Genomic DNA, 23,380 nt, shown 5'->3' with positions numbered 1-23,380 from the left:
GAATGATGCTCGACCACCGGCTTTTCATGCCGCCGGCCAAAGCAGGCATAATACCGCGCCTTCTACACTCAAGCGCACTTTCACAGATTGCCGGATACTCCATTGACCCAGGCCGATGCCCCCGCTGTTACCCCACGTCCCTCGGCTTGCCCGGGGTTGTGGCGTATCGTCAGTGCCCGCGATGGCGGTATCTGCCGGATCAAACTACCGGGCGGCCTGCTGCTGGCCGACCAGGCCGATGCGGTAGCGGCCGCTGCCGAGCGTTTCGCCGGCGGCGTGATCGAGGCCACCAACCGCGGCAACCTGCAGATCCGCGGCATCGGCAATGCACACCACGCCCTGGTCGAGACCTTGCTCGCGGCAGGCCTGGGCCCGCGCGATGCGGCAGGCGACGATGTGCGCAACCTGATGCTCAGCCCGCTGGCCGGGCATGATCCGGCCATGCTGCTGGATGCACGGCCCCTGGCCGGGCAGATTCTAGACCTGCTCGAAAGCACCCCGCGCTTCCACCAGTTGTCAGCCAAGTTCGCCGTGCAGCTCGATGCCGGCGAAGCCCTGGCCATGCTCGAACACCCTCACGACCTGTGGTTGTCGGCCTTGCGCCTGGGCCAGCAAACCTGGCTGGCTTTCGGCCTGGCGGGTTGCCCGGCAGATGGCCAAGTGCTGGGTGCGGTTCCGCTGGCCGATGGCCTGGCCTTGGTGCGTGCCGTGCTCGACCGTTTCCTCGACCTGGCCAGCCCCGCGCATTCGCGCATGCGCCAGCTGCTGGAAGCCTGCCCGGCCGGCGAGTTTGTCGAAGGCCTGCCTCTGGATATCCGCCGCGACGCTGCCGTGCTCGGCTGGCGCCGGCACCAGCCTGCTCCCGTGTGGTTGGGCAAGCTGCCTCAGGCCCGCGGCCTGGCCCTTGGCGTTGCCCCGGCGCAGGGCCGCCTGACCCCGGCCATGCTGCGCGGCGTCGCCCAGGTCTGCCGTGAGCTGGGCGACGGCAGCCTGCGCCTGAGCCCATGGCAAAGCCTGGTGCTGACCAACCTGCCGGCGCAGCACATCGAGCAGGCCCAGGCCGGGTTGTCTGCCCTGGGCCTGCTTTGCCACGTCGATGAGCCGCTGGCGCGTATCAGCGCCTGCACCGGCAGCAGCGGCTGCGCCAAGGCCCTGGGCGAGACCAAGGGCGATGCCGTGGCCCTGGCCGCGCTGCTCGGCCCTGGCGCCCCGGGCAGCGTGCACTTGTCTGGCTGCCCCCGTTCCTGCGCCGTGGCCCACGTTGCCCCGGCCACCCTGTTGGCCCGTTCACCGGGCCGTTATGACCTGTACCTGCGTGACGCGTGCCAGCCAGGCTTTGGCGCCCTGCGCGGCACCGACCTTACCTTGAATGAAGCAGGCGCCATGCTCGACCTGCCGACGGAGCACCTTGATGATTGACTACATCCGCGATGGTCAGGAGATCTATCGCAATTCCTTCCGGATCATCCGCGAGGAAGCCCGGCTCGAGCGGATCCCCGCAGACCTCGAAAAGCTCGCCGTGCGGGTGATCCACGCCTGTGGCATGGTCGAAGCCATCGATGGCCTGCAGTTCTCTGCAGGCGCTGGCCATGCCGGGCGCGAAGCGCTGCGCAACGGCGCACCGATCCTGTGCGATGCGCACATGGTCGCCGAGGGCATCACCCGGGCCCGCCTGCCAGCCGACAACCAGGTCATCTGCACCCTGCGTGACCCCAGCGTGCCTGGCCTGGCCAAAGAGGCCGGCAACACCCGCTCGGCCGTGGCCCTGGAATTGTGGCGCCCGCACCTGGAGGGCAGCGTGGTGGTCATCGGCAATGCCCCCACCGCCCTGTTCTACCTGCTGGAAATGCTCGACGCCGGCGCGCCCAAGCCGGCGCTGATCCTCGGCTTCCCGGTTGGCTTCGTCGGTGCTGCCGAGTCCAAGGCGATGCTCGCTGCCGACAGCCGCGGCGTGCCGTTCGTGATCATGCAAGGCCGCCTGGGCGGCAGCGCAATGGCCGCTGCCGCGGTCAACGCCCTGGCCACGGAGGTGGAATGATGGCGCCGCGTGGACGACTGCTGGGCCTGGGCGTAGGCCCCGGCGACCCCGAGCTGATCACCGTCAAGGCCCTGCGCCTGCTGCGCGAGGCCCCGGTGGTCGGCTACTTCGTGGCCAAGGGCAAGCGTGGCAATGCCTTCGGCATCATCGAGGCGCACCTGCAGCCTGCCCAGACCCTGCTGCCGCTGGTCTACCCGGTGACCACCGAAGCCCTGCCGGCGCCTTTGTCCTATGAACAGGTCATCAGCGACTTCTACGACGAAGCCAGCGTGCAAGTGGCCGCGCACCTGGATGCCGGTCGGGACGTGGCGGTGATCTGCGAAGGCGACCCGTTTTTCTACGGCTCGTACATGTACCTGCACGACCGCCTGGCACAGCGTTATGAGGCCGAGGTGATTCCTGGCGTGTGCTCCATGCTGGGGGGCGCTTCGGTGCTGGGCGCGCCCTTGGTGTACCGCAACCAGAGTTTGTCCGTGCTGTCCGGGGTGTTGCCCGCCGATGAGCTGAAGCGCCGCCTGGCCGACGCCGATGCGGCGGTGATCATGAAGCTTGGCCGCAACTTCCCCAAGGTCCGCGACGTGCTGGCCGAGCTTGGCCTGGACGGGCGCGCGCTGTATGTGGAACGGGCGACCATGGCCAACCAGAAAATCGTGCCGCTGGACCAGGTCGACCCACTGTCGTCGCCGTACTTTTCGCTGATCATCGTGCCGGGGGAAAAATGGCAGGGCTGACCATGAACCCGGCACCGGCCATCGTCATTCTCGGGCCGGGCAGCCTGTTGACGGCACAGCGCATCCAGCAGTGTTATCCACAGGCTTTGATCCATGGCCTGCAGGGCCGCGTAGAGGGCGCCGACTGCTACTACAGTGCCTTTGGCGACACCCTGCGGGCGCTGTACCAGCAAGCCACCCCGATCATTGCGCTGTGCGCAGCCGGTATCGTCATTCGCAGCCTGGCGCCCCTGCTCAGCGAGAAGGGCAGCGAACCGCCGGTGCTGGCCGTTGCTGAAGATGGCAGTGCGGTGGTGCCATTGCTCGGCGGCCTGGGCGGGGTGAACGTGATGGCGCGGGAAATCGGCGCGGCGCTGGGTGTTGCCGCCGCCATCACGACCAGCGGCGAACTGCGTTTCGGCACCTGCCTGCTGAACCCGCCGCAAGGCTATGCCCTGGCTGATGTCGAGCAAGGCAAGCGCTTTGTTTCCGACCTGCTGGCTGGCGAGTCGGTGCGGGTCGAGGGGCATGCGCCCTGGTTGCAGCAGGCGCAATTGCCCGCCAGCGAGGTGGCCCGGCGCACCATTCATGTGGGGCACCTGGCGCGCCCGGCCAGCCGCGACGAGTTGCTGATCCACCCGCGCTCGGTGGTCGTGGGGGTTGCAGGCGGCGCGCTGCACACTATCCGTGCTGCCTTGCAGCAGGCCGGCATCGCCGAGCCAGCTGTGGCCTGTGTGTTGGCGGGCGAGCACGCCATGGCCGACACCACCCTGCACGAAGCGGCGCAGGCTTTGGGTGTTGCCCTGCGCTTCGCGGCCCAGCCAGGGGATGTTGCCAGCATGCTGGCGGCGGCATTGCCCGGTGCCCAACTGATCGGGCAGGGCGACGTGGTCATCGCGGTGGCACCCGCCCCGGTCGAGGTGGAGCGGCTGGGCCGCCGCCGCGGCCGTTTGGCCGTTATCGGCCTGGGGCCGGGCGCTGCCGAGCTGATGGTGCCAGCGGTCAAGGCGGAATTGGCCCGGGCGCAGGACGTGCTTGGCTATGAAACCTATGTGCGCATGGCCGGGCCGTTCCGTAGCGACCAAGTGCTGCACTGCACCGACAACCGCGAAGAGATGCAACGCGCCAGGCATGCCTTCGAGCTGGCGGCCCAAGGCCGTTCGGTGGTGGTGGTATCGTCGGGCGACCCGGGGGTGTTCGCCATGGCGGCGGCAGTGCTCGAAGCGCTGCACGCGTCGACCGACCCGGCGTGGCACCGGGTCGACCTGGAGATCCTGCCGGGGGTATCCGCCTCGCTGGCGACCGCTGCCCAGGCAGGTGCACCGCTGGGCCATGACTTCTGCGTGATGTCGCTGTCGGACAACCTCAAACCCTGGTCGATCATCGAGAAGCGCCTGGACCTGGCCGCCCAGGCTGACCTGGTATTGGCATTCTACAACCCGATTTCCCGCTCGAGGCCGCATCAGCTCGGCGTGGCGCTCGAGGTGGTTCGCCGGCACCGTGCTGGCAACACGCCTGTAGTCCTGGGGCGTGATATCGGTAGGCCGGGGCAGACGCTCAAGGTAGTCACATTGGCCGAGCTGCTGCCAGAAATGGTCGACATGCGCACCATGGTGCTGGTGGGCTCCTCCACAACCTGCGTGTTTCCTCGCCTCACGGGTGGGGTGTGGGCCTACACGCCACGTTGGTACCCTTCGGCCAGCTAGCTGCCGCGGAAACCCTTCAGCGCGCTGTCTTGCGAGCGCGCTGGCTAAGGTGGCTGCCCCTGATTCAGGGGTAACCACCAAGGAGTTTCCCGATGTCTGAAACACAAGCCACTACCCGCGACGCCGCCGTCCTGGTCGAAGGCAACCTGCTTGCCTGTGGCGCAGGTATGTCCGTGCAAAGCCGCCATGACTGCAAGAATGCATATCACTTTGCCACCTTGGTGGCGGACAAAGCCTTCGATGCCGAAAAGCAGAGCAGGGAGTGGTATGACAAGCTCATCGATGTGATGCGTGACCTGGGCTTCACCATCCCCAAGCGCAGCTTCGAGCAGGAAACATCGGCTGAGCTGTCGGTCACCGTCGGCGCCATTGCTGTACGTGCTATTGCCGTTGCCGGCAACGCAATGTTGGGCGGCACCCAACTGGGCAGCCTGGCCAAAAAGGCCTTCGACAAGATGGCCACCGTCGAGAGCGACGCCAAAGTGCTCGACCACAAGCGCAAGAACAAGACCCGGGGCATGGTCGGCCTGGCTGCGTGCATCGAGACGGAACAAGGTGATGTGGTCATGGTGATCAGCTGTATCCAGGCGTCTGCCCCGCAGCTGGACGACGACGTGCTGGGCATCCAGTGGAAGCTGAACAAGAGCCGCTACTACGCCGGTACGGCGGTGCTCACCCTCAACAACTTCGTCTACGACAAAGTGCGCGAAACCGTGGAAAACAAACTGGGCGTGCGCAGCGTCGAGAACGTTCTGCAGTACGACATCTGATTGCCTGGCGGCATTTCGCCGATGCCGCCTTTTCGACTCTCCTTGAAATGAGGCAACACACATGGATAAAGCATCCGAGCAACTGATGCTGATCGGTGGCACGGCGTTGGTTTACCCGCAGAGGGCGGGCGAAATACTGCGCCAGGCCGCTTTCGACTCGATACTGTACGCCCAGTTGGTGGCCAACAAGCACGCCGGGTCGCGTTTCGAGCAGTATGACGCCTGGTACGCGGCCAACCGCGAGGCATTTCGCCAATTGGGCTGGATCAAGCTGGCCAGCACCCACGACCTCAAACAGCTGGGGCAACCCGTTCGGTGCGCCCAGCCCCAGCCGCTGGAAGCCTGGTTGAAAATGCGCGCGATCAGCCCCGAAGCCCTGCTGACCACGGTAAAGGCAGGCCTGCGCCGCTCTGCCCAGGCTGTAGGCCATTTGCTGAAGTTCAGCGCCCAGGAGCAGGGCCAGCGCTCCAGCCTGGTAGTGGAGGTGGGGCTGCTGAAGGCCGGGCCAACCCTCGATCTTTGCAGCATCACGCTGCAGGTCGACGAGCGTATTTCTGCCGTGCCCGTGAATGTGCTGCTGAGCGAGCAGGTACTCAGGGGCGAAGCCGAGTTCGATGGTATTTCCCTGGCACTGGATAACCGGCGCTTCGAGCACCAGCGCACTGCACTGCAGGCGCTGATGGAGGACAGGAATGCCCAGGGTGAATACCGCTTCGACCCTTATGCGCCAGTAGGGGGGGCAACACCATGACGGACGTTACCCCTGCGGTAATCGGTGCTGGTATCGTGTCGTTCTTGCCAGGAATGGACGCAGCCCAGGCGAGCAAGGTGAAGCTGGCCCTGGCGATGGCCGAGCGGGCCACGGAAACAGCCTACAGAGAGGGCTTGATCGAGAACTGGTTCGACTACTACCGCAACCAGCTCAAGTTCATGGGCTGGGACTCGGTTTCTGCCGATCAGGCGCATTGCCCCGACCCGCGCCGTGCCAAACAGACCGATCAGGTTCTGGAAACCATCGCTGCCGAGGCGGGGGAGCGCTATGCAACGGCAACCGGGCTCTCTATCCGGAAACTGTTGAGGCAGCCCTCGGTGCTGCGTGAGCTGGAACGGTGTGCATACGAGCGCCAGCATTTCCAGCTACTGCCATGCGCGCCCGCCGGTGCCGGCCGGGTCGACATGGTGCTTTACCATGAGGTCGACAGCCACACGGCATTCAAGGCTGGCTTTCTCAGCCACAAGCGCAGCCACCGGGTGGTGCAGGCGGAACTGGTGCGGTTCAATGTGCTGGCCTTCGAGAACAGCTTCTTGGGCAAAGTGCAGGAGCGGGTGGTGCAAGCCTCGTTGAACCGTATTCTCGAATACGGCCTTTAAGGTGCCAGGTAGCCCTTGATGCCGGTGAAGATGATCTGTGCAGCCAGAGCGCAGACGAACAGGCCCATCAGCCGGCTGACGATCTGCAGGCCCTGGTCACCGAGCAGGCGCTCGATGCGGTGCGACAGGTACAGCACCACACCCACGGTGAAGCTGGCCAAGGCAATGCCGATGATTGCCAGCAACTTGTCGCCCCAGTGCGGTTGGCTGACGCCCATTACCAGCAGGGCGCCGATGGTGCCGGGCCCGACGGTCAACGGGATGGTCAGCGGCACGATGGTGACGTCCTGTTGCACGTTGTCGGCCTGCACCGCGGACTTGCCTTGGGCCATGCCCAGCGCAGAAATGAACAGCACACTGCCCGCGCCGATCCGGAAGGCGTCGGCGGTGATGCCGAAAATACCGAAGATCGCCCGGCCGAACAGGTACAGCAGCACGCTGGCGATGAGCGCGGCAAAGGCTACCTTCCAGGCCAGTTGCTTGCGTTCTTTGCTGGAGTGGCCACGGGTCAGGCTGATGAAGCACGACAGCACGAAGAACGGGCTGTAGAGCACGAGCATTTTCAGGTAGACGCTGAACAACTCATGGAGCATGAGCGCGGGTCCTTGGCAAAGTCGGTTGGCGTGGGGTGGGGCTGTGGTGGGCCTGCGCCGGCAGGTCAGGAAATGTGCGCGGGGTCTGTCGCGGCTTCGCGCTGGCTGGCCCAGTACTGAATCAGTTCGCGCAGTTGCGACAACTCCACCGGCTTGGCCATGTGCCCGTCCATGCCGGCCAGCCGCGCGCGTTCCTTGTGCTCGGCAAGAATATGCGCCGTCAGCGCCACCACCGGGGTGCGCTGGCGCTTGTTGGCGGCTTCCCAGGCGCGCAGCTGCCGGGTGGCCGAGAAACCGTCCAGCACAGGCATTTCACAGTCCATCAAGACCAGGTCGTAATGCCTTTCTTTCATGGCCTGCAGGGCTTCCTCACCATTGCTGGCGGTGTCTGGTTGCAGGTTCAGCTTGCCGAGCATGCCGCGTATCACCTTGGTCGAAATGCTGTTGTCCTCGGCCACCAGTACGCGGAAATCTGCTGGCAAGTCCAATGCCTGCGGGACCCCAGGCGGGCTGGCGGGTAGCGCCTGCTCGCGGCCGCGCTGGGCCAGCTCCTCGGCCAGGGTGGTTTTCAGGGTATAACCGGCCACCGGCTTGGCGAGTATCCGTTTGACCCCGGCGTTACGCGCGATGACTTTGCTGGGTGCGTTGCTGATACCGGTGAGCATGACCACCAGAATGTCGTGGTTCAGGCTGGGGTCTTCCTTGATCTTGGCGGCCAGCTGCATGCCGGTCATGCCGGGCATGTTCTGGTCCAGCAGCACGGCGTCGAAGTAGTCGCGCAGGTGCGCCTTGGTGCGCAACAGGGCCAGGGCCTCCTTGCCTGACGGCACCGCGCTGACATTCATGCCCCAGGCACTGCACTGCTGCACCAGCACTTTGCGGCAGGTATCGTTGTCGTCCACTACCAGCACCCGGGCATCGCGCAGCGGGCCTTCGAGGTCGGCCAGGGGCTGTTCCAGGCGCGAAGGGTCCAGCGGCAGGGTCAGCCAGAGGGTATTGCCCATGCCGGTGCTGCTCTTGATGCCGAATTCACCTTGCATCAGGCCGATCAGTTGCTTGGCGATGACCAGCCCCAGGTGGCCGCCCAGCTTGCTGCTGGAGAGGAAGTGGTGGCTGTGCAGTTCGGCCTGCAGCAGGGCCTCGCGGTCTGCGGCCGGCAGCGGCTCGCCACTGTCCTGCACTGCAATGCGCAGGCGTGGCACCTCACCACGCTGATCCAGGGCCACCACCAGCAGGATCTCGCCCTGGTCGGTGTTTTTCAGTGCGTTTTCCAGCAGGCTGGACAACGCCTGGCGCAGCCGCGTGGGGTCACCGCTGATGACCCGCGGCACCTGCGGCTGGGTAAAGCTGATCAGCTCGATGTTCTGCTGTTCGGCCTTGGCGCGGAATATGTTCAGGCAGTCCTCGATCAGCGCGTTGAGGTCGAACTGCACATCATCCAGCTCGATCTGCCGGGACTCGAGCTTGGAAATGTCGAGTATCTCGTTGATCAGGGTCAGCAGTTCGTTGCCAGCGCTGTGGATGGTCTGCACGTAGTCGCGCTGCTTGACCGACAACGGGGTGCCGAGCAACAGCTCGGTCATGCCCAGCACCCCGTTCATCGGGGTGCGGATTTCGTGGCTGATCTTGGCCAGGAACTCGGCTTTGGCGTTGATTTCGGCATCGCTGGCAGCCAGTGCCCGGCTGACGCTGAAGCGCTCTTCACTCATGCGCCGCAGGCGCTCGCTGACCGCCAGGTTGAGCAGCAGGCCGCTGGCCACGGCCAGACCCAGCAAAATGCTCAGTAGCCATGGCGTGGAAGTGCGGGTAAAGCCGAGCAGGGCCGGCAACAGCACCAGGCCACCCAGGTTGAACAGCACCATCGCCAGGCAGAACAGCCGGGCGGGGGCATAGCCCTTGTACCACTGGTAGCTGCTGACCAGCAGCATGCTCACGGTGCCCAGCGCCATCAGGGCATAGGTCATCAGGTTGAGGGGCAGGGTATCGACGAACAGCAGCACCAGGCCGCTGAGCCCGACCAGCAGCATTTCACCTTGCAGCAAACGGTTCAGCCGGGGCGAATTGCACGGCGAGAAGAAGTGCTGGGTGAAATACAGCCCGGCCAGCCCCGCCAGTACCAGAGTCAGGTAGGCCGCGGGCGTTTGTGCGCTGTGCCATACATGCCACCATGGGCCGCTGAGGTTCAGCAAGATGAGGCCGCTGAGCAGCATCAGGCCGTGATACAGCGCCAGCACCAGGGAAGTGCTGGAGCGGCTGTAGAGGAAGCGGATCAGGTTGTGCAGGATCAGCATCACCAAACCGCCGAACAGCATGCCGAACAGCAGCGGCTGGCGCTGGTCGGCGGCGGCCTGGGCGGCGGGTTCCAGGCTGATGGCCGGGCGCAGCTGGTGTTCGGACACCAGGCGCAGGTAGATGTCCACCGGTTGCTTGCTGTTGGGCAGGGGGAGTACATGGTCGCTGCCGCGCAGGGTGGGGCTGGCATTGCCGGCCTGGCGCCCGTGGTGCAGCTGACGCAGAAGTTGGTCGCCTTCGAGGGCGTAGAGGTCCAGGCCAGACAGGTCCGGGGCGAAAACCCGCAGCAGCTGTTCCTGGTCGCCCGGTTCCAGGCGGTAATGCAGCCACAGGGCTTGTTCTGCCGGTGCGGCATCCAGTTCGGCAAGGATCAGCGGGCTGAACTGGTTACGGTAGCGCTCGGAACGCACGTCGCTCAGTTGCAGGTTGGCGTGTTCATCGAGCAGCACCGACCAGCCCCCGCCATGATCGGCCGCAGCCGGGAACATGCAGAGCAAGGTCAGCAAGCTGACGATAAGAGCTGAGGCAATCCGAAGCCGACGCACTACGAAATCCCTTCTTGGCCGATGTGCCGGGTATCAACTATGCGCGGCGCACCAAGCCGAAGGCAAGGCCCATGGCGGGCCTTGTCGACGAGCCGGGCGCCGGGTGCACAGGGCACCGCGGCGTGCCGGTAGTGGTTACTGCTGGTGTTCACCGCGCTCACGGGCAATGGCCCGGTAGCCGATGTCGGTGCGGTAGAAGCTGCCGTTCCAGCTGACTTCCTTGGCCAGGCGGTAAGCCTGCTGCTGCGCGTCGGCAACGGTGCTGCCCATGGCGGTGGCACACAGCACGCGGCCGCCGTTGGTGACCACCTGGCCATTCTTGAGCGACGTACCGGCATGGAACACCTTGCCTTCGATCTGCGCTGCAGCGTCCAGGCCGTTGATCACGTCGCCCTTGGCGTAGTCGCCCGGGTAACCGCCTGCGGCCAGTACCACGCCCAGGCTCGGGCGTGGATCCCACTGGGCTTCGACCTTGTCCAGCGCCTTGGCGAAGGCCGCTTCTACCAGCAGCACCAGGCTCGACTCCAGGCGCAGCATGACTGGCTGGGTTTCCGGGTCACCGAAGCGGCAGTTGAATTCGATGACCTTGGGGTTGCCCGCCTTGTCGATCATCAGGCCGGCATACAGGAAGCCGGTGTAGACGTTGCCTTCCTCTGCCATGCCGCGCACGGTGGGCCAGATCACCTGGTCCATCACGCGCTGGTGCACGTCGGCGGTAACCACCGGGGCAGGGGAGTAGGCACCCATGCCGCCGGTGTTGGGGCCCGTGTCCTGGTCACCGACGCGTTTGTGATCCTGGCTGGTTGCCATTGGCAGTACGTTGTGGCCATCGACCATGACGATGAAGCTGGCTTCTTCGCCGTCGAGGAACTCCTCGATCACCACACGCGAACCGGCGTCACCGAAGGCGTTGCCAGCCAGCATGTCACGCACGGCGGCTTCGGCTTCTTCCAGGGTCATGGCGACGATCACGCCTTTGCCCGCGGCCAGGCCGTCGGCCTTGATCACGATCGGCGCGCCTTTTTCCTGCAGGTAGGCCAGCGCCGGCTCGATCTCGGTGAAGTTCTGGTAGTCGGCGGTCGGGATCTTGTGGCGTGCCAGGAAGTCCTTGGTGAAGGCCTTGGAGCCTTCCAGCTGGGCCGCGCCCTTGGTTGGGCCGAAGCAGTCCAGGCCGCGGCTGCGGAACAGGTCGACCACACCGATGACCAGCGGCGCTTCCGGGCCGACGATGGTCAGGTCGACGTTCTTCTCGGCGAAGTCGGCCAGTTGCTCCAGGGCGCACACATCGATGGCGACGTTTTCGCACTTGGCTTCGATGGCGGTGCCGGCGTTGCCTGGGGCAACGAAGACTTTTTCTACGCGTGGGTCCTGCGCGACTTTCCAGGCCAGGGCGTGCTCACGGCCGCCGCTGCCGATGATCAAAACTTTCATGTCAAAACCTCGATTCAGGTGACCCCGAGGCGGGCGGGGAACGCTGTGGGAGCGGGCGTGCCCGCGAATGCGGCGGTGAATTCACCATCGTATTCGCGGGCGCGCCCGCTCCCACAGGATCGCCGCTTGCCCGGGGGCCGCGTAATTAGTGGCGGAAGTGACGCATACCGGTGAATACCATCGCGATGCCCGCTTCGTCAGCCGCGGCGATGACTTCTGCATCACGCATCGAACCACCCGGCTGGATCACGGCGCTGATACCCACTTTGGCGGCATTGTCGATGCCGTCACGGAACGGGAAGAACGCATCCGAGGCCATGACCGCGCCCTGTACCTGCAAGCCGGCATGCTCGGCCTTGATGGCGGCGATGCGGGCAGAGTTGACGCGGCTCATCTGGCCAGCGCCCACGCCGATGGTCTGGCGCTGCTTGGCGTAGACAATGGCGTTGGACTTGACGAACTTGGCCACTTTCCAGGCGAATACCAGGTCGTGGATTTCCTGCTCGGTTGGCGCACGTTTGGTAACGATCTTCAGGTCATCGGCAGTGATCATGCCGATATCACGGCTTTGCACCAGCAGGCCGCCGTTGACACGCTTGAAGTCCCAGCCGGCAGCGCGCTCGGCTGGCCACTCGCCGCATTCCAGCAGGCGCACGTTCTGCTTGGCAGCCACTACGTCGCGCGCCGCCTGGGAAATTTTCGGGGCGATGATCACTTCGACGAACTGGCGCTCGACGATGGCCTTGGCGGTTTCGCCGTCCAGTTCACGGTTGAAGGCGATGATGCCGCCGAATGCCGACTCGGTGTCGGTGGCATAGGCCAGGTCGTAGGCCTTGCGGATGCCGCCTTCGTCTTCCGGCACCACGGCCACGCCACACGGGTTGGCGTGCTTGACGATGACGCAGGCCGGCTTGACGAAGCTCTTCACGCACTCCAGCGCGGCGTCGGTGTCGGCCACGTTGTTGAACGACAGTTCCTTGCCTTGCAACTGCACCGCGGTGGAGATGCTGGCTTCGCCCTTCTTGGCTTCTACGTAGAACGCCGCGCTCTGGTGCGGGTTCTCGCCGTAGCGCATTTCCTGGGCCTTGACGAACTGGCTGTTGAAGGTGCGCGGGAATTCGCTGCGTGCAGCCGTGGACAGGGTCTGCTGGGCCTGGTCGATGGTGCCCATGTAGTTGGCGATCATGCCATCGTAGGCGGCGGTGTGCTCGAACGCCTTGAGCATCAGGTCGAAGCGCTGGGCGTAGGTCAGGCCGCCGGCCTTGAGGCCTTCGACGATGCCGGCGTAGTCGCTGGCGTTGACCACGATGGCCACGTCCTTGTGGTTCTTGGCTGCCGAACGGACCATGGTCGGGCCGCCGATATCGATGTTCTCGATGGCGGTCGGCAGGTCACAGCCAGGCTTGGAAATGGTGGCTTCGAACGGGTACAGGTTGACTGCAACCAGATCGATCGGCTTGATGCCGTGCTCGCTCATGATGGCGTCGTCGGTACCGCGACGACCGAGGATGCCGCCATGGATTTTCGGGTGCAGGGTCTTGACCCGGCCGTCCATCATTTCGGCAAAGCCGGTGTAGTCAGCCACTTCCACCGCGTCAACGCCGTTGTCCTTGAGCAGCTTGTAGGTGCCGCCGGTGGACAGGATCTCGACACCGAGCTGTTGCAGCTCACGGGCGAATTCGAGGATACCGGTCTTGTCGGAGACGCTGATCAGGGCGCGGCGGACTGGCAGGCGGGTAGTCTGGTCGGTCATTTCGGGTTCCAATAACGCGGTGGAGTCAGCAAAAAAGGCGCCTCTGTTCAGGGAGCCGCCTTTTCTGGTTGGGATTCTGTGTTACAGCAAATCGTACTGCTTGAGCTTCTTGCGCAGCGTGCCTCGGTTCAGCCCGAGCATCTCGCTGGCCTTGGTCTGGTTGCCCTTCACGTAGTTCATGACGCTTTCGAGCAGGGGGGCCTCCACTTCGGAGAGCACCAGGTTGTAGACGTCCGTGACGGTCGCGCCTTCCAGATGGGCGAAGTAATTGTGCAGCGCCTTCTCGACGCTGTCGCGAAGGGTCTGGCCCTCTTCGCTCGGCGTGTTCAGGTGCTGTTTCAGGTTGGCGTTGTCGCTCACGGGCGTTGTTCCACTCACAAAATTCTCGGTCATCATCGTCATGCGGCCACCCCTTGTCCGTCCTCTGTCTCAAGGCTCTGTCGACGCTCGCTGAAAAACGCGCGAACGTTGGCGCACTGCGCTTGTGTATCTTCCAAAGCGTTGAACCGGGAGCGAAACTCCTTGCCGCCGGGTCGTGTTGCCAGGTACCAGCCAACGTGCTTGCGGGCGATACGTACGCCCATCACATCGCCATAGAAGGCATGCAGCGCGGCCAGGTGTTGCAGCAGAATGTGTTCCACTTCGTCCAGCTGCGGCGCCGGCAGGTGTTCGCCGGTGCGCAGGTAATGCTCGATCTCGCGAAAGATCCATGGCCGCCCCTGGGCAGCCCGGCCAATCAGCAGGCCATCGACCCCGGTGGCATCCAGCACCGCCCGGGCCTTTTCGGGCGACGTGATGTCGCCGTTGGCAAAAACCGGGATCGACACCGCCTGCTTGATGGCAGCGATGGTGTCGTATTCGGCTTCGCCGGTGTACAGGTCGGCGCGTGTGCGGCCATGTACCGCCAGCGCCTGGATGCCGGCCTGCTCGGCGATTTTCGCCACGTTCAGGCCGTTTTTGTTCGCCCGGTCCCAACCGGTGCGGATCTTCAGGGTCACCGGAACGTCCACGGCGCCGACCACGGCGTGGAGAATTTCGTGGACCAAGGCTTCATCCTTCAATAAAGCAGAGCCTGCAGCTTTGTTGCAGACTTTTTTTGCCGGGCAGCCCATGTTGATATCGATGATCTGGGCGCCCGCCTCGACATTGGCCCGTGCTGCCGCTGCCATCATCTGCGCATCACCGCCGGCGATCTGCACCGAGCGCGGCTCGGGATCACCCTCATGGATGCGGCGCAGGCTCGACTTGCGGCTGTTCCACAGGTTCATGTCGCTGCTGACCATTTCCGACACGACCATGCCTGCGCCCAAGCGCTGGCAAAGTGTACGGAAAGGCTGGTCCGTGACCCCGGCCATGGGCGCGAGGATCAGGTTGTTGCGTAGCGTGTATTGGCCGATGCGTACCGCCGACATAGGTGATCCCTGTTGTGGGGCCGAATCTTGGAGTTCGAAAAAGGGTTGGCATGATACCCGCTCTCGGTGACCGGATAAAGATGGAACTGGATAAAATCTGAACAACCGGGGCTAGCTACACGTGGCAAGCTTCAAGCTGCAAGACGAAGCAGGCCGGCTGTCGGCTCGCTTGTCTTGTGGCTTGCAACTTGCCGCTTGTCGCTTATTCCGGCGAGCGGAAGCTCAGGCTGTAATTGACCGCCTTCGGGCCGGGGTCGAGGATGTCCAGGGCTATGTGGATCGGCGTCTGGCTGGGCATTTCGCCACGCCCCGCCAACTCACCCGACAGATATTCGCTGGGCTTGAAGCGGCGGCTGGCGATCAACTGGCCATTGAGGTCGGCGAAGCGCAGTTCGAGCAACGGGAATGGCTGGGCAAATGGCGCACGGTTGTAGATGATCGCATCAACGATGAGCGCGCCTTTGAAATCCGGGTGGCTGCGCACCACCAGGTTGCTGCTCTTGATCCGGCCAATGTCGACACGGGTGGGCACCTGGCAGCCGACCAGCGGACACAGCTGCAGGAACATCGGCCGGTACTGGTCCTGGCGGGCCATTTCGTCGAAGTGGAACCACACGTACTGGAAGGCCAGCAGGCCGGCGGCCAGCAAAGACAGCACGCCCCACAGGATCCGCTTGCCCCAGTTGGGCGCAGGCTTTTCCCAGCCCAGTTGCAGGGGGTCGTCGACCACGTCGACCAGCGGCTCCTTGCGCGGTGCGCGCTCGGGCTTGCCGGCAAGGCCGGGCTCCAGGCGCTCACCGGGCAGCGGTGCGCCAAGCTCGTCGTCCCGCGCCGACAGCTGCAGTGGCAGCGGTTCATCTTCGCGCGCGCTCAGGCCTTTTTCCGGGATGTCGTCATCGTCGGCGTGGAGCGGTTCGCCGAGTGTTTCAGGCTCACCGGTTTCGCCAGTGCGCTGCACGGGCGGCTGGTCGTCGAAGTCCAGGTCGAAATTGCTGCCCAGTACCGGCTCGGTGCGCTCGCCAGGGGCAGGCTGCAGGTCTGGCGCCTGTGGCTCCGGCGTCAGCAGCACTGGCGCAGGCTGTGCCTGCAGTGGCGGCTCGAGGGGGTCATCGGTTGCCGTGCCGAACAGGTCGTCCACAGGCTCGTCGGCATGCCCCTCATCGCGCCGCGCTTGCAACCCGTCATCCTGCCGGGCGGCGCGTGCCTGCGCCGGCCCCCCACGCCGCTCAAGGCGCTCCAGCTCTTTGTCGAGGTCAAGGGCATCGAGCGCCTCGGCGGTGACGGCCCAGTCCTCCCCTGGCGCAGGGGTGGGCGCACTGCTGGCCGCCTCGGGCGGGGCAGGCGTTGCCGCCTCGGCGTCGGGCAGCGCTGGCGCCGCCGGGGCAGCAGGCGCCGCCGCCGGTGCTGGCGCGGCGCTGGCAGCGCGGTTCTGCTCCAGCAACTGCTTGGCGGCGTTGAACACCTGCAGGCATTGGCCGCACCGCACCACGCCGCGCGCTACGCTCAGCTGGTGGTGGGTGACGCGAAAGCTGGTCTGGCAATGCGGGCACTGGGTGACGAAACTGTCGGTCATGCGGCAATCCGGGAGCTGTGCAGAAAAGTATTCTAGGCCCGCTTAGCGGCGCCGACCACTGATGCGCACCCAGCCGTCGCGCACGACGATCGGGTCCAGGTCGAAGTCGGCGGCATAGGCTGCGGCCACTTCCTCGCCCTGTTCGGCAAGGATGCCCGACAGCGCCAGCAGGCCACCTGGGCGAACCAGCCCGGACAGCTGCGGTGCCAGCGACACCAGCGGGCCGGCAAGGATGTTGGCGACCAGCACGTCGGCCTGCATCGCCGGCATGTGCTCTGGCAGGTACAGGGCCAATTTCTCGTCGGCGATGCCATTGCGCTGGGCGTTGTCGCGGGAAGCCTCGATGGCTTGCACGTCGATATCGGTACCCACCGCCTCACGGGCGCCGAGCAGCAGGGCGGCGATGGCCAGAATGCCCGAGCCGCAACCGAAGTCCAGCACCTGGGTGCCTCCGAGCTGCTGGCCATCGAGCCATTCCAGGCACAGGGCGGTGGTGGGGTGGGTGCCGGTGCCGAAGGCCAGGCCCGGGTCGAGCAGCAGGTTGACCGCGTCTTTCTCGGGGGCGTCATGCCAGCTGGGCACGATCCACAGGCGGCGGCCAAAGCGCATGGGCTGGAAGTTGTCCATCCAGCTGCGTTCCCAGTCCTGGTCCTCGATCACTTCGGCCTGGTGCTCGGGCAGTTCGGCGCCGGTCAGCAGGCGCAGGTGGGCGAACACCTGCTCAGCGTCGGTATCGGCTTCGAACAAGGCCAGCAGATGGGTGTGCGACCACAGCGGGGTGGTATTGAGGTCGGGTTCGAAGATCGGCTGGTCTTCGGCATCCATGAACGTGACAGAAACGGCGCCTACTTCAAGCAGGGCGTCTTCGTAGGTTTCGGCTTGTTCCGGGCTGATGGCCAGGCGTACTTGCAGCCAGGGCATGGCGGGCACCTTTGGTAAATCGACAGGGGCAGCCCTAGGCTGCGCGAAGGCTGGCAGTTTACGCGAGTGCGCAGGGTTTGTAGAGAAGGCCTGGCACCGGCCTTGTGGGGGCAACTGTCTTGTATTGCCTGGGCGGGCCTCATCGCCGGCAAGCCAGCTCCTACAGGTACTGCAAGGCTTGAGGCTGATGCGGCCGAGGTAGGAGCGGCCTTGTGTCGCGATAGGGCTGCGCAGCAGCCCCAGGATCTCAGCGTCATGCAAATATTGCCGGGGCCGCGCTGCGGCCCAATCGCGGCACAAGGCCGCTCCCACAGCGGGCGTGGTGCATCAGACAAAGCAGAGCGAAAGCGACTCAGCAATATAAGCAGGCTTCTCTTCACCCTCGATTTCCAGCGTGGCAATCGCCTTGAGCAGCCACTGCCCCGGTCTTTTTTCGGTCACCTCGGCCAGGTCCACTTTCAGCCGCACCTGGCTGTTCACCTTGACCGGCTGGATGAAACGCACGCTGTCCAGCCCATAGTTCACCACCATCTTCATGCCTTGCGGCAGCACCAGGATGTCTTCGATCAGCTTGGGGATCAGTGAAAGGGTCAGAAAGCCATGGGCAATCGTGCTGCCAAACGGGGTTTGCGCGGCCTTTTCCGGGTCGACATGGATGAACTGGAAATCGCCGGTGGCTTCGGCGAACAGGTTGATGCGCTGCTGGTCGATCTTCAGCCAGGCCGAGTGGCCCAGTTCCTTACCAACGTATTGCAAAAGCTCTGTAACCGGTACATAGGGCATCGCGGACTCTCCAGGTTGTCAGTTGGTACGAAAGTGCAAGATCAGCACGCTCGGCCATTGCAGTCAAGTTGTCCGCTTTTCGGCGAATATCGATCTATAGCACGGCGTGCTTATAATGGCGCCATGCCAAAGGGAGATGCTTATGCTGTTGCGTGGTCTGACCTGGCTGGTGCTGTTCCAGCTATTGGGAACGGCGATCAACCACCTGTTGCTGCCGGTTTTGCCGGGCCCGATCATTGGCCTGTTGCTGCTGCTGGGCTTCCTCATGGCCCGCGGCGAGGTTGGCAAGCCGCTGAATGAAGCGGCCAGCAGCCTGCTGCGCTACCTGCCGCTGTTGCTGGTGCCGCCGGCGGTGGGGGTGATGGTCTATGCCCGGGATATCGCTGCCGACTTCTGGGCGATTGTCGGCGCCCTGCTGATTTCCTGCCTGCTGACCTTGGTTTTCGTCGGGGTGCTGATGCAGAAACTGATCCAGCGCCAGAGCAAGCGCGAGGAGCAGCCATGATGCTTGACTGGCAAGGCGCCCTGGATGCGGTCGTGCACCACCCTTTGTTTGGCATCGGTCTCACCCTGGCGGCCTACCAACTGGTGCTCGCCGCCTACGACAAGACGCGCTGGATCTTCCTGCAGCCGGTGTTGGTGTCGATGCTGCTGGTGATCGGCGTGCTGCTGGCGTGCGGCATCGACTACAGCGAATACCGCAACAGCACGCAAATCATGAATACCCTGCTGGGCCCGGCCACCGTGGCCCTGGCGGTGCCTTTGTACCTCAACCTGCGGCGCATCCGGCAGTTGTTCTGGCCCATCTTTACTACGCTGGTAGTCGGGGGGCTGTTTGCCACCCTGTGTTGCCTGCTGCTGGGCTGGTGGTTCGGTGCCGAGCACATGATCCTGATGACCATGGCGCCCAAGTCGGTCACCTCGCCGATTGCCATGCTGGTGGCCGAACAGATTGGCGGGGTCGCTGCCCTGGCAGCGGTGTTCGTGCTGATTACCGGGGTAATCGGCGCCATCTTCGGCCCGGCGCTGCTCAGCCGTGTTGGCGTGCACAGCCCGGAAGCCCGCGGCATGTCGCTGGGGGTGACTGCGCACGCGGTGGGCACTTCGGTGGCCCTGCAGGAAAGTGACGAATGCGGCGCCTTTGCCGCGCTTGCAATGAGCCTGATGGGCGTAGCCACGGCGGTGTTCCTGCCGTTGGCGGTGAGCCTGGTGGCCTGAGGACTGGTGATGACGCTACCGCTGTTTCCGCTCAATACCGTGCTGTTTCCTGGCTGCTTTCTCGACTTGCAGATTTTCGAGGCGCGCTACCTCGACATGATCGGGCGCTGCATGAAGCAGGGCGAAGGGTTTGGCGTGGTGTGCATCCTGGAGGGCGAGCAGGTGGGCAAGGCGCCGCCGACGGTCGCCTCGATCGGCTGCGAGGCGCTGATCCGCGATTTCGTACAGCAGGACAACGGCTTGCTGGGCATTCGCGTCGAAGGCGTGCGGCGCTTCAATCTGGACAGCACCGAGGTGCAAAAGGACCAGTTGCTGGTAGGGCAGGTGCAGTGGCTGGCCGAGCAGGCCGACAGCCCGTTGCTGGAAGCGGACGATGACCTGGTGGCGCTGCTGGTGGCCTTGGGTGAGCACCCGATGGTCGAGGCGCTGGACATGCCGCGCCCGCTGGACGGGCGCCAGGCGCTGGCCAACCAGCTGGCTTACCTGCTGCCGTTCATGGAAGAAGACAAGCTGGACCTGCTGAGCCTCGACTCGCCGCAGCAGCGGCTGGGCGAGATCCAGAAATTGCTGGAGCGGATTCAGGGCGAGCTGTTTGCCTGAGGTGAGAGTTGCCTGCGCCGGCCTGTTGGTAGCGGAGCCTGTGTAGTAGCGGCTTGCCCCATCAACAGGCCGGCAACATCAATAGTGATACCTGGCCAACGCCTGCGGCAGTGCGTGCATGGCAAAAAAGGCCAGCAGCGCCACGCAAGCCGGCAACACCAGCCACCATACCCGCTGCGGCAAGGCCGGCAGCGGCTGGCGGTACTGCACCAGGGTCAGGCTGAAGGCACACACGCAGCAGGCCAGCAGGGCCCCGGCGAGGATATCGGTGGGCCAGTGAGCACCCAGGTAGACCCGCGACAGGGCAATCGCCAGCGCCGGAATGCAGCCCAGCATCACCCAGGTCAGGCGCATCCGCGGCGGCTGACCGCGCCCGGCCAGCACCGCCATCACCAGGAAGAAGGCAAACGATGCCGAGCTGTGCCCGCTGGGCATGCTGTAGCTGGTCAGTGGGTCGCTCAGTACCTCGGGCCGGGCACGGGCAAACAGCCATTTGAGGGTGCCATTGGCGATTGCCGTGCCCATCAGCGCGCCGCCGGCGAACACGGCGTGACGCCATTGCCGGGCCAGCAGCAACAGGCCGGTCAGCAAGCCGCCCAGGAACAGTTGGGTTCTGAAGTCGCCCAGGCGGGTGACCAGGACCACGGTGCCATCGATGGCCTGGCTGCGGTGCTCCTGCACCAGGGTCATCACGCCTTGGTCGAATTCATGCAGGTACGGCCAGCCCAGAAAAATGCCGGCCAGGGCGAGCAGGCTCAAGCCGGCAACCAGCCGGGTGCCGTGGCGTTGATCGCGAATGCTGCTGTTCAGGCTCAGGCCGATCAGCACGGCCAAGCCGCCGGCGAGGATGCCGGCGTCCAGCCAGAAGCCCTCTGGCAAGGGCAGGCGCATGGCAGCCCCCGTGGCCCAGCCAGGCAGCAGGTAGGCCACCGACCAACCCGCGCCGGCCACCAGGCTGACGGCGATGAAGCGTGGTAGCGGCATGTCGAACATGCCGGCGACCATCGGCAGCATGGGGCGCAGCGGGCCGATGAAGCGGCCGACCAGCAGGCTGGCGATGCCGTAGCGCTGGAAGTAGGTTTCGGCACTGCCGATCCACTCCGGGTGATGGCGCAGCAATGGCAGCCGGCGGATGTTCTGGTGGAAGTACTTGCCCACCGTGTACGACAGGGCGTCGCCCAGCAGCCCGCCGAGAAAACCCAGCAGCAAGGTCTCGCCCAGGCTGAAGGTGCCGCTACCGGCCAGTACCGCCACGGCGAACAGCAGCACCGTACCCGGCACGATGATGCCGGCGATGGCCAGGCATTCGACGCAGGCCACCAGGAAAATCGCCACGCCAAGCCACTGGGGGTTGGCGCTGAGCCAGCCGGTCAGGCTGTCGAGCCATTGGCCCATGGTCAGCTTCCTTGTTCGAGAATGAAGAAATCGCGACCTTCGACTTGGCCGCGGCGCAAGGGGTTCCGCGTGCAGAAACGCGCGTACTCGGCATCGACGAAGCGGTATGGCAGGTGCTCGTCGCGCCCGTGCGGGATACCCAGGCGGGTGGCCTGGATCACCTTCGGCACGGGGCTGCCACAATCCTCCACATACAGGCGCTCGGCGTCGAAGCGCTGGGCATCCCACTGTGGCACTTTCAAGCCCAGGGCGCGGCACAGCAGCGTTTGCCCGGCGCACAGGCGTTCCGGCGGGCGCAGCTTGCCACTGGCGTCGGGGTTGTTCAGTTGCATCTGGGCCAGGCTGTTGGGGCCCGAGCGGGCGTCCTGCCAAGGATAGGCGGACTTGATGAGCACTGCGTTGCCAGGGCCGTGGGCGCTGAAGTTCAGCGAGTCGCCGCCGCGCGCGTAGTACATGTAGATATGCCCGCCATCGAGGAACAGCGCCTTGCGCTTCTCGGTGTAGCCGAGCGAGGCATGGCTGCCTTTGTCGGTGAGGTAGTAGGCCTCGGTTTCGATGATGCGCGCCGCCAGCCACAGGTCGCCCTGGCGATGGCGGATGACCTTGCCCAGCAGGGCTTTGGCCAGGGTTTGGGCGTCGCGGTCGAAAAAGCTGTCGGGCAGGGCTGGCATGCGGGCTGTTCGCGGTTTGGGGACGCCGGATAATAGCAATGAATGGCTTAATCGAGGCTGAATCGAGTGTGGTGTTGGCGGGCCGGCCCTTTCGCGGGCATGCCCGCTCCCACAGGTACTGCATGGCCCAAGGCCTTGTGAAATCCCTGTGGGAGCGGGCGCGCCCGCGAAAGGGCCACAGCAGGAGAGTGATTTCGATAAGAGCGGTTACATCTTTCCTGCATATTGCCCAGGCCATTTTTGACCATCCGCCACCCACCGCTGGGCGTATACCTGCGCGGCAGTTATAATCAGCCGATTTCCCCTTCGCCAAGACACCGAACCCATGACTGAGTCCGTTCTTGACTATATGACCCGCCTGGGTCGCGCTGCCCGCGAGGCGTCCCGGGTCATCGGCCGTGCCAGCACTGCGCAGAAGAACCGCGCCCTGTTGGCCGCCGCCGATGCGCTGGATGCTGCCCGCGCCGAGCTCACCGCTGCCAACGAACTGGACCTGGCCGCCGGCCGTGCCAATGGCCTGGAGCCTGCGCTGCTGGACCGCCTGGCGCTGACCCCGGCCCGCATCGACGGCATGATCACCGGCCTGCGCCAGGTGGCCAGCCTGCCGGACCCGGTGGGCGCCATCCGGGACATGAGCTACCGCCCATCGGGCATCCAGGTCGGCAAGATGCGTACGCCACTGGGGGTGATCGGGATCATCTACGAGTCGCGCCCCAACGTGACCATCGATGCCGCCAGCCTGTGCCTGAAGTCGGGTAACGCCACCATCCTGCGTGGCGGCTCCGAAGCCATTCATTCCAACCGCGCCATCGCCACCTGCATCCAGCGTGGCCTGGCCGCTGCCGACCTGCCGGCCGCGGTGGTCCAGGTGGTCGAAACCACCGACCGCGAGGCCGTGGGCGCGCTGATCAGCATGCCTGCGTTCGTCGATGTCATCGTCCCCCGTGGTGGCCGTGGCCTCATCGAGCGCATCAGCCGCGATGCCCGCGTGCCGGTGATCAAGCACCTGGACGGTATCTGCCACATCTATGTCAGCCAGCATGCCGACCTGGACAAGGCCTGGAATGTGGCATTCAACGCCAAGACATACCGCTACGGCATTTGCGGGGCCATGGAAACGCTGCTGGTCGACCAGCAGGTGGCCGAGCGCTTCCTGCCGGAAATGGCCCGCCGCTTCCGGGACAAAGGCGTGGAACTGCGGGGTTGCGAGCGCACCCAGGCAATCATCGACGCCGAACCGGCTACCGAAGACGACTGGCACACCGAGTACCTGGACGCGATCCTGGCAATTCGCGTGGTCGACGGCCTGGACCAGGCTATCGAACACATCAATCACTATGGCTCGCACCACACCGACTCGATCATCAGCGAACACCAGGGCGAAGCCCGCCAGTTCATGGCTGAGGTCGATTCGGCATCGGTCATGCTCAACACCCCAACCTGTTTCGCCGATGGCTTCGAGTACGGGCTGGGCGCGGAAATCGGCATTTCCACCGACAAGCTGCATGCCCGCGGCCCCGTCGGCCTAGAGGGGCTGACCTGCGAAAAATACGTCGTCATCGGTGACGGCCAGTTGCGCGGTCAGGGGTCCTGCTGAG

Annotated in this window: 22 protein-coding genes; 11 read left to right on the top strand and 11 right to left on the bottom strand. The window is 64.8% G+C overall.

The annotated features are described in order from the left end of the window. Positions 1-87: 87 nt before the first annotated feature. From cobG to K4A76_RS20890, 7 genes are all read left to right on the top strand, one after another. Positions 88-1,419 carry a precorrin-3B synthase gene (gene cobG, locus K4A76_RS20920; RefSeq protein ID WP_182389581.1) on the top strand — a complete coding sequence of 444 codons (1,332 nt, stop codon included), beginning with the start codon at positions 88-90 and terminating at the stop codon, positions 1,417-1,419. Further along, complete coding sequence (locus K4A76_RS20915) at positions 1,412-2,038, top strand: precorrin-8X methylmutase (protein ID WP_009683269.1); 627 nt, start codon at positions 1,412-1,414, stop codon at positions 2,036-2,038. The genes cobG and K4A76_RS20915 overlap by 8 nt, the downstream gene beginning before the upstream one ends. Then, positions 2,035-2,769, top strand: coding sequence for a precorrin-2 C(20)-methyltransferase (locus tag K4A76_RS20910; protein WP_054904932.1), 735 nt, complete (start codon positions 2,035-2,037; stop codon positions 2,767-2,769). Before K4A76_RS20915 ends, K4A76_RS20910 begins: the two co-directional genes overlap by 4 nt. Continuing rightward, positions 2,757-4,454 carry a precorrin-3B C(17)-methyltransferase gene (cobJ, locus tag K4A76_RS20905; RefSeq protein ID WP_274411070.1) on the top strand — a complete coding sequence of 566 codons (1,698 nt, stop codon included), beginning with the start codon at positions 2,757-2,759 and terminating at the stop codon, positions 4,452-4,454. The genes K4A76_RS20910 and cobJ overlap by 13 nt, the downstream gene beginning before the upstream one ends. Before the next feature lie 92 nt (positions 4,455-4,546). Further along, the gene (locus tag K4A76_RS20900; RefSeq protein WP_054913303.1) at positions 4,547-5,224 is read left to right on the top strand and encodes a hypothetical protein; all 678 of its coding nucleotides are present in this window, start codon (positions 4,547-4,549) and stop codon (positions 5,222-5,224) included. Positions 5,225-5,285: 61 nt separating this feature from the next. Then, a complete protein-coding gene (locus K4A76_RS20895) occupies positions 5,286-5,975 on the top strand; it encodes a hypothetical protein (protein WP_274411069.1) in 690 nt (229 codons plus the stop codon). Then, positions 5,972-6,595, top strand: coding sequence for a hypothetical protein (locus tag K4A76_RS20890; RefSeq protein ID WP_274411068.1), 624 nt, complete (start codon positions 5,972-5,974; stop codon positions 6,593-6,595). The genes K4A76_RS20895 and K4A76_RS20890 overlap by 4 nt, the downstream gene beginning before the upstream one ends. Here K4A76_RS20890 and K4A76_RS20885 read toward each other — a convergent pair. From K4A76_RS20885 to K4A76_RS20845, 9 genes are all read right to left on the bottom strand, one after another. Further along, positions 6,592-7,188, bottom strand: coding sequence for a MarC family protein (locus K4A76_RS20885; RefSeq protein WP_009683262.1), 597 nt, complete (start codon positions 7,186-7,188; stop codon positions 6,592-6,594). The genes K4A76_RS20890 and K4A76_RS20885 overlap by 4 nt on opposite strands. A gap of 65 nt (positions 7,189-7,253) precedes the next feature. Next, positions 7,254-10,025 carry a hybrid sensor histidine kinase/response regulator gene (locus K4A76_RS20880; protein WP_274411067.1) on the bottom strand — a complete coding sequence of 924 codons (2,772 nt, stop codon included), beginning with the start codon at positions 10,023-10,025 and terminating at the stop codon, positions 7,254-7,256. Between the two features lie 135 nt (positions 10,026-10,160). Then, a complete protein-coding gene (gene purD, locus K4A76_RS20875) occupies positions 10,161-11,456 on the bottom strand; it encodes a phosphoribosylamine--glycine ligase (RefSeq protein WP_274411066.1) in 1,296 nt (431 codons plus the stop codon). Positions 11,457-11,601: 145 nt separating this feature from the next. Then, on the bottom strand, positions 11,602-13,209 hold the full coding sequence (purH, locus tag K4A76_RS20870; RefSeq protein ID WP_009683258.1) for a bifunctional phosphoribosylaminoimidazolecarboxamide formyltransferase/IMP cyclohydrolase: 1,608 nt from the start codon (positions 13,207-13,209) through the stop codon (positions 11,602-11,604). An 81-nt stretch (positions 13,210-13,290) separates the two neighbouring features. Next, positions 13,291-13,611: a DNA-binding transcriptional regulator Fis gene (fis, locus tag K4A76_RS20865; RefSeq protein WP_003249693.1), complete on the bottom strand. Its 321-nt coding sequence runs from the start codon at positions 13,609-13,611 to the stop codon at positions 13,291-13,293. After that, on the bottom strand, positions 13,608-14,621 hold the full coding sequence (gene dusB / locus K4A76_RS20860) for a tRNA dihydrouridine synthase DusB (protein ID WP_009683257.1): 1,014 nt from the start codon (positions 14,619-14,621) through the stop codon (positions 13,608-13,610). Before dusB ends, fis begins: the two co-directional genes overlap by 4 nt. Positions 14,622-14,823: 202 nt before the next feature. After that, positions 14,824-16,194, bottom strand: a complete 1,371-nt coding sequence (locus tag K4A76_RS20855; RefSeq protein ID WP_274411065.1) for a DUF3426 domain-containing protein — start codon at positions 16,192-16,194, stop codon at positions 14,824-14,826. A 42-nt stretch (positions 16,195-16,236) separates the two neighbouring features. Further along, the gene (gene prmA / locus K4A76_RS20850) at positions 16,237-17,115 is read right to left on the bottom strand and encodes a 50S ribosomal protein L11 methyltransferase (protein ID WP_274411064.1); all 879 of its coding nucleotides are present in this window, start codon (positions 17,113-17,115) and stop codon (positions 16,237-16,239) included. A gap of 327 nt (positions 17,116-17,442) precedes the next feature. Further along, positions 17,443-17,898 (bottom strand): MaoC family dehydratase, encoded by a 456-nt coding sequence (locus tag K4A76_RS20845; RefSeq protein WP_274411063.1) that lies wholly within the window; start codon positions 17,896-17,898, stop codon positions 17,443-17,445. A 142-nt stretch (positions 17,899-18,040) separates the two neighbouring features. Here K4A76_RS20845 and K4A76_RS20840 point away from each other — a divergent pair, with 142 nt between their 5' ends. Genes K4A76_RS20840 through K4A76_RS20830 form a run of 3 tightly spaced genes read left to right on the top strand, consistent with a single transcriptional unit; the run spans position 18,041 to position 19,716 of the window. Further along, the gene (locus tag K4A76_RS20840; protein ID WP_029885805.1) at positions 18,041-18,403 is read left to right on the top strand and encodes a CidA/LrgA family protein; all 363 of its coding nucleotides are present in this window, start codon (positions 18,041-18,043) and stop codon (positions 18,401-18,403) included. Next, entirely contained in the window at positions 18,400-19,116 is a 717-nt protein-coding gene (locus tag K4A76_RS20835; RefSeq protein ID WP_009685817.1) for an LrgB family protein, read from the top strand. The genes K4A76_RS20840 and K4A76_RS20835 overlap by 4 nt, the downstream gene beginning before the upstream one ends. Before the next feature lie 9 nt (positions 19,117-19,125). Then, on the top strand, positions 19,126-19,716 hold the full coding sequence (locus K4A76_RS20830) for an LON peptidase substrate-binding domain-containing protein (protein ID WP_009685818.1): 591 nt from the start codon (positions 19,126-19,128) through the stop codon (positions 19,714-19,716). Positions 19,717-19,794: 78 nt separating this feature from the next. Here the strand turns inward: K4A76_RS20830 and K4A76_RS20825 are convergent, their stop codons facing one another. Both K4A76_RS20825 and K4A76_RS20820 read right to left on the bottom strand, forming a co-directional pair. Further along, on the bottom strand, positions 19,795-21,111 hold the full coding sequence (locus K4A76_RS20825) for a bifunctional DedA family/phosphatase PAP2 family protein (RefSeq protein WP_115294848.1): 1,317 nt from the start codon (positions 21,109-21,111) through the stop codon (positions 19,795-19,797). A 2-nt stretch (positions 21,112-21,113) separates the two neighbouring features. Beyond that, positions 21,114-21,782, bottom strand: a complete 669-nt coding sequence (locus tag K4A76_RS20820) for a DNA-3-methyladenine glycosylase (RefSeq protein WP_047149542.1) — start codon at positions 21,780-21,782, stop codon at positions 21,114-21,116. 325 nt (positions 21,783-22,107) lie between these two features. On the opposite strand from K4A76_RS20820, the gene K4A76_RS20815 reads away from it, so the two are divergent. Beyond that, positions 22,108-23,379, top strand: coding sequence for a glutamate-5-semialdehyde dehydrogenase (locus K4A76_RS20815; protein ID WP_054913532.1), 1,272 nt, complete (start codon positions 22,108-22,110; stop codon positions 23,377-23,379). The last annotated feature ends 1 nt before the right edge of the window (position 23,380 follow it).

Source organism: Pseudomonas sp. NEEL19, from assembly GCF_028751975.1.
Lineage (GTDB): Bacteria > Pseudomonadota > Gammaproteobacteria > Pseudomonadales > Pseudomonadaceae > Aquipseudomonas > Aquipseudomonas juntendi.
The sequence above is the reverse complement of the archived record's forward strand: the minus strand, read 5'-3'. Positions and strand labels throughout refer to the sequence as shown.

Coding starts and splice junctions, on each gene's coding strand:
- K4A76_RS20915 (WP_009683269.1), top strand. CDS start 1,412: ATGATTGACTACATCCGCGATGGTCAGGAGATCTATCGCAATTCCTTC.
- K4A76_RS20910 (WP_054904932.1), top strand. CDS start 2,035: ATGATGGCGCCGCGTGGACGACTGCTGGGCCTGGGCGTAGGCCCCGGC.
- cobJ (WP_274411070.1), top strand. CDS start 2,757: ATGGCAGGGCTGACCATGAACCCGGCACCGGCCATCGTCATTCTCGGG.
- K4A76_RS20900 (WP_054913303.1), top strand. CDS start 4,547: ATGTCTGAAACACAAGCCACTACCCGCGACGCCGCCGTCCTGGTCGAA.
- K4A76_RS20895 (WP_274411069.1), top strand. CDS start 5,286: ATGGATAAAGCATCCGAGCAACTGATGCTGATCGGTGGCACGGCGTTG.
- K4A76_RS20890 (WP_274411068.1), top strand. CDS start 5,972: ATGACGGACGTTACCCCTGCGGTAATCGGTGCTGGTATCGTGTCGTTC.
- K4A76_RS20885 (WP_009683262.1), bottom strand. CDS start 7,188: ATGCTCCATGAGTTGTTCAGCGTCTACCTGAAAATGCTCGTGCTCTAC.
- purD (WP_274411066.1), bottom strand. CDS start 11,456: ATGAAAGTTTTGATCATCGGCAGCGGCGGCCGTGAGCACGCCCTGGCC.
- purH (WP_009683258.1), bottom strand. CDS start 13,209: ATGACCGACCAGACTACCCGCCTGCCAGTCCGCCGCGCCCTGATCAGC.
- fis (WP_003249693.1), bottom strand. CDS start 13,611: ATGACGATGATGACCGAGAATTTTGTGAGTGGAACAACGCCCGTGAGC.
- dusB (WP_009683257.1), bottom strand. CDS start 14,621: ATGTCGGCGGTACGCATCGGCCAATACACGCTACGCAACAACCTGATC.
- K4A76_RS20855 (WP_274411065.1), bottom strand. CDS start 16,194: ATGACCGACAGTTTCGTCACCCAGTGCCCGCATTGCCAGACCAGCTTT.
- prmA (WP_274411064.1), bottom strand. CDS start 17,115: ATGCCCTGGCTGCAAGTACGCCTGGCCATCAGCCCGGAACAAGCCGAA.
- K4A76_RS20845 (WP_274411063.1), bottom strand. CDS start 17,898: ATGCCCTATGTACCGGTTACAGAGCTTTTGCAATACGTTGGTAAGGAA.
- K4A76_RS20840 (WP_029885805.1), top strand. CDS start 18,041: ATGCTGTTGCGTGGTCTGACCTGGCTGGTGCTGTTCCAGCTATTGGGA.
- K4A76_RS20835 (WP_009685817.1), top strand. CDS start 18,400: ATGATGCTTGACTGGCAAGGCGCCCTGGATGCGGTCGTGCACCACCCT.
- K4A76_RS20830 (WP_009685818.1), top strand. CDS start 19,126: ATGACGCTACCGCTGTTTCCGCTCAATACCGTGCTGTTTCCTGGCTGC.
- K4A76_RS20825 (WP_115294848.1), bottom strand. CDS start 21,111: ATGGGCCAATGGCTCGACAGCCTGACCGGCTGGCTCAGCGCCAACCCC.
- K4A76_RS20820 (WP_047149542.1), bottom strand. CDS start 21,782: ATGCCAGCCCTGCCCGACAGCTTTTTCGACCGCGACGCCCAAACCCTG.
- K4A76_RS20815 (WP_054913532.1), top strand. CDS start 22,108: ATGACTGAGTCCGTTCTTGACTATATGACCCGCCTGGGTCGCGCTGCC.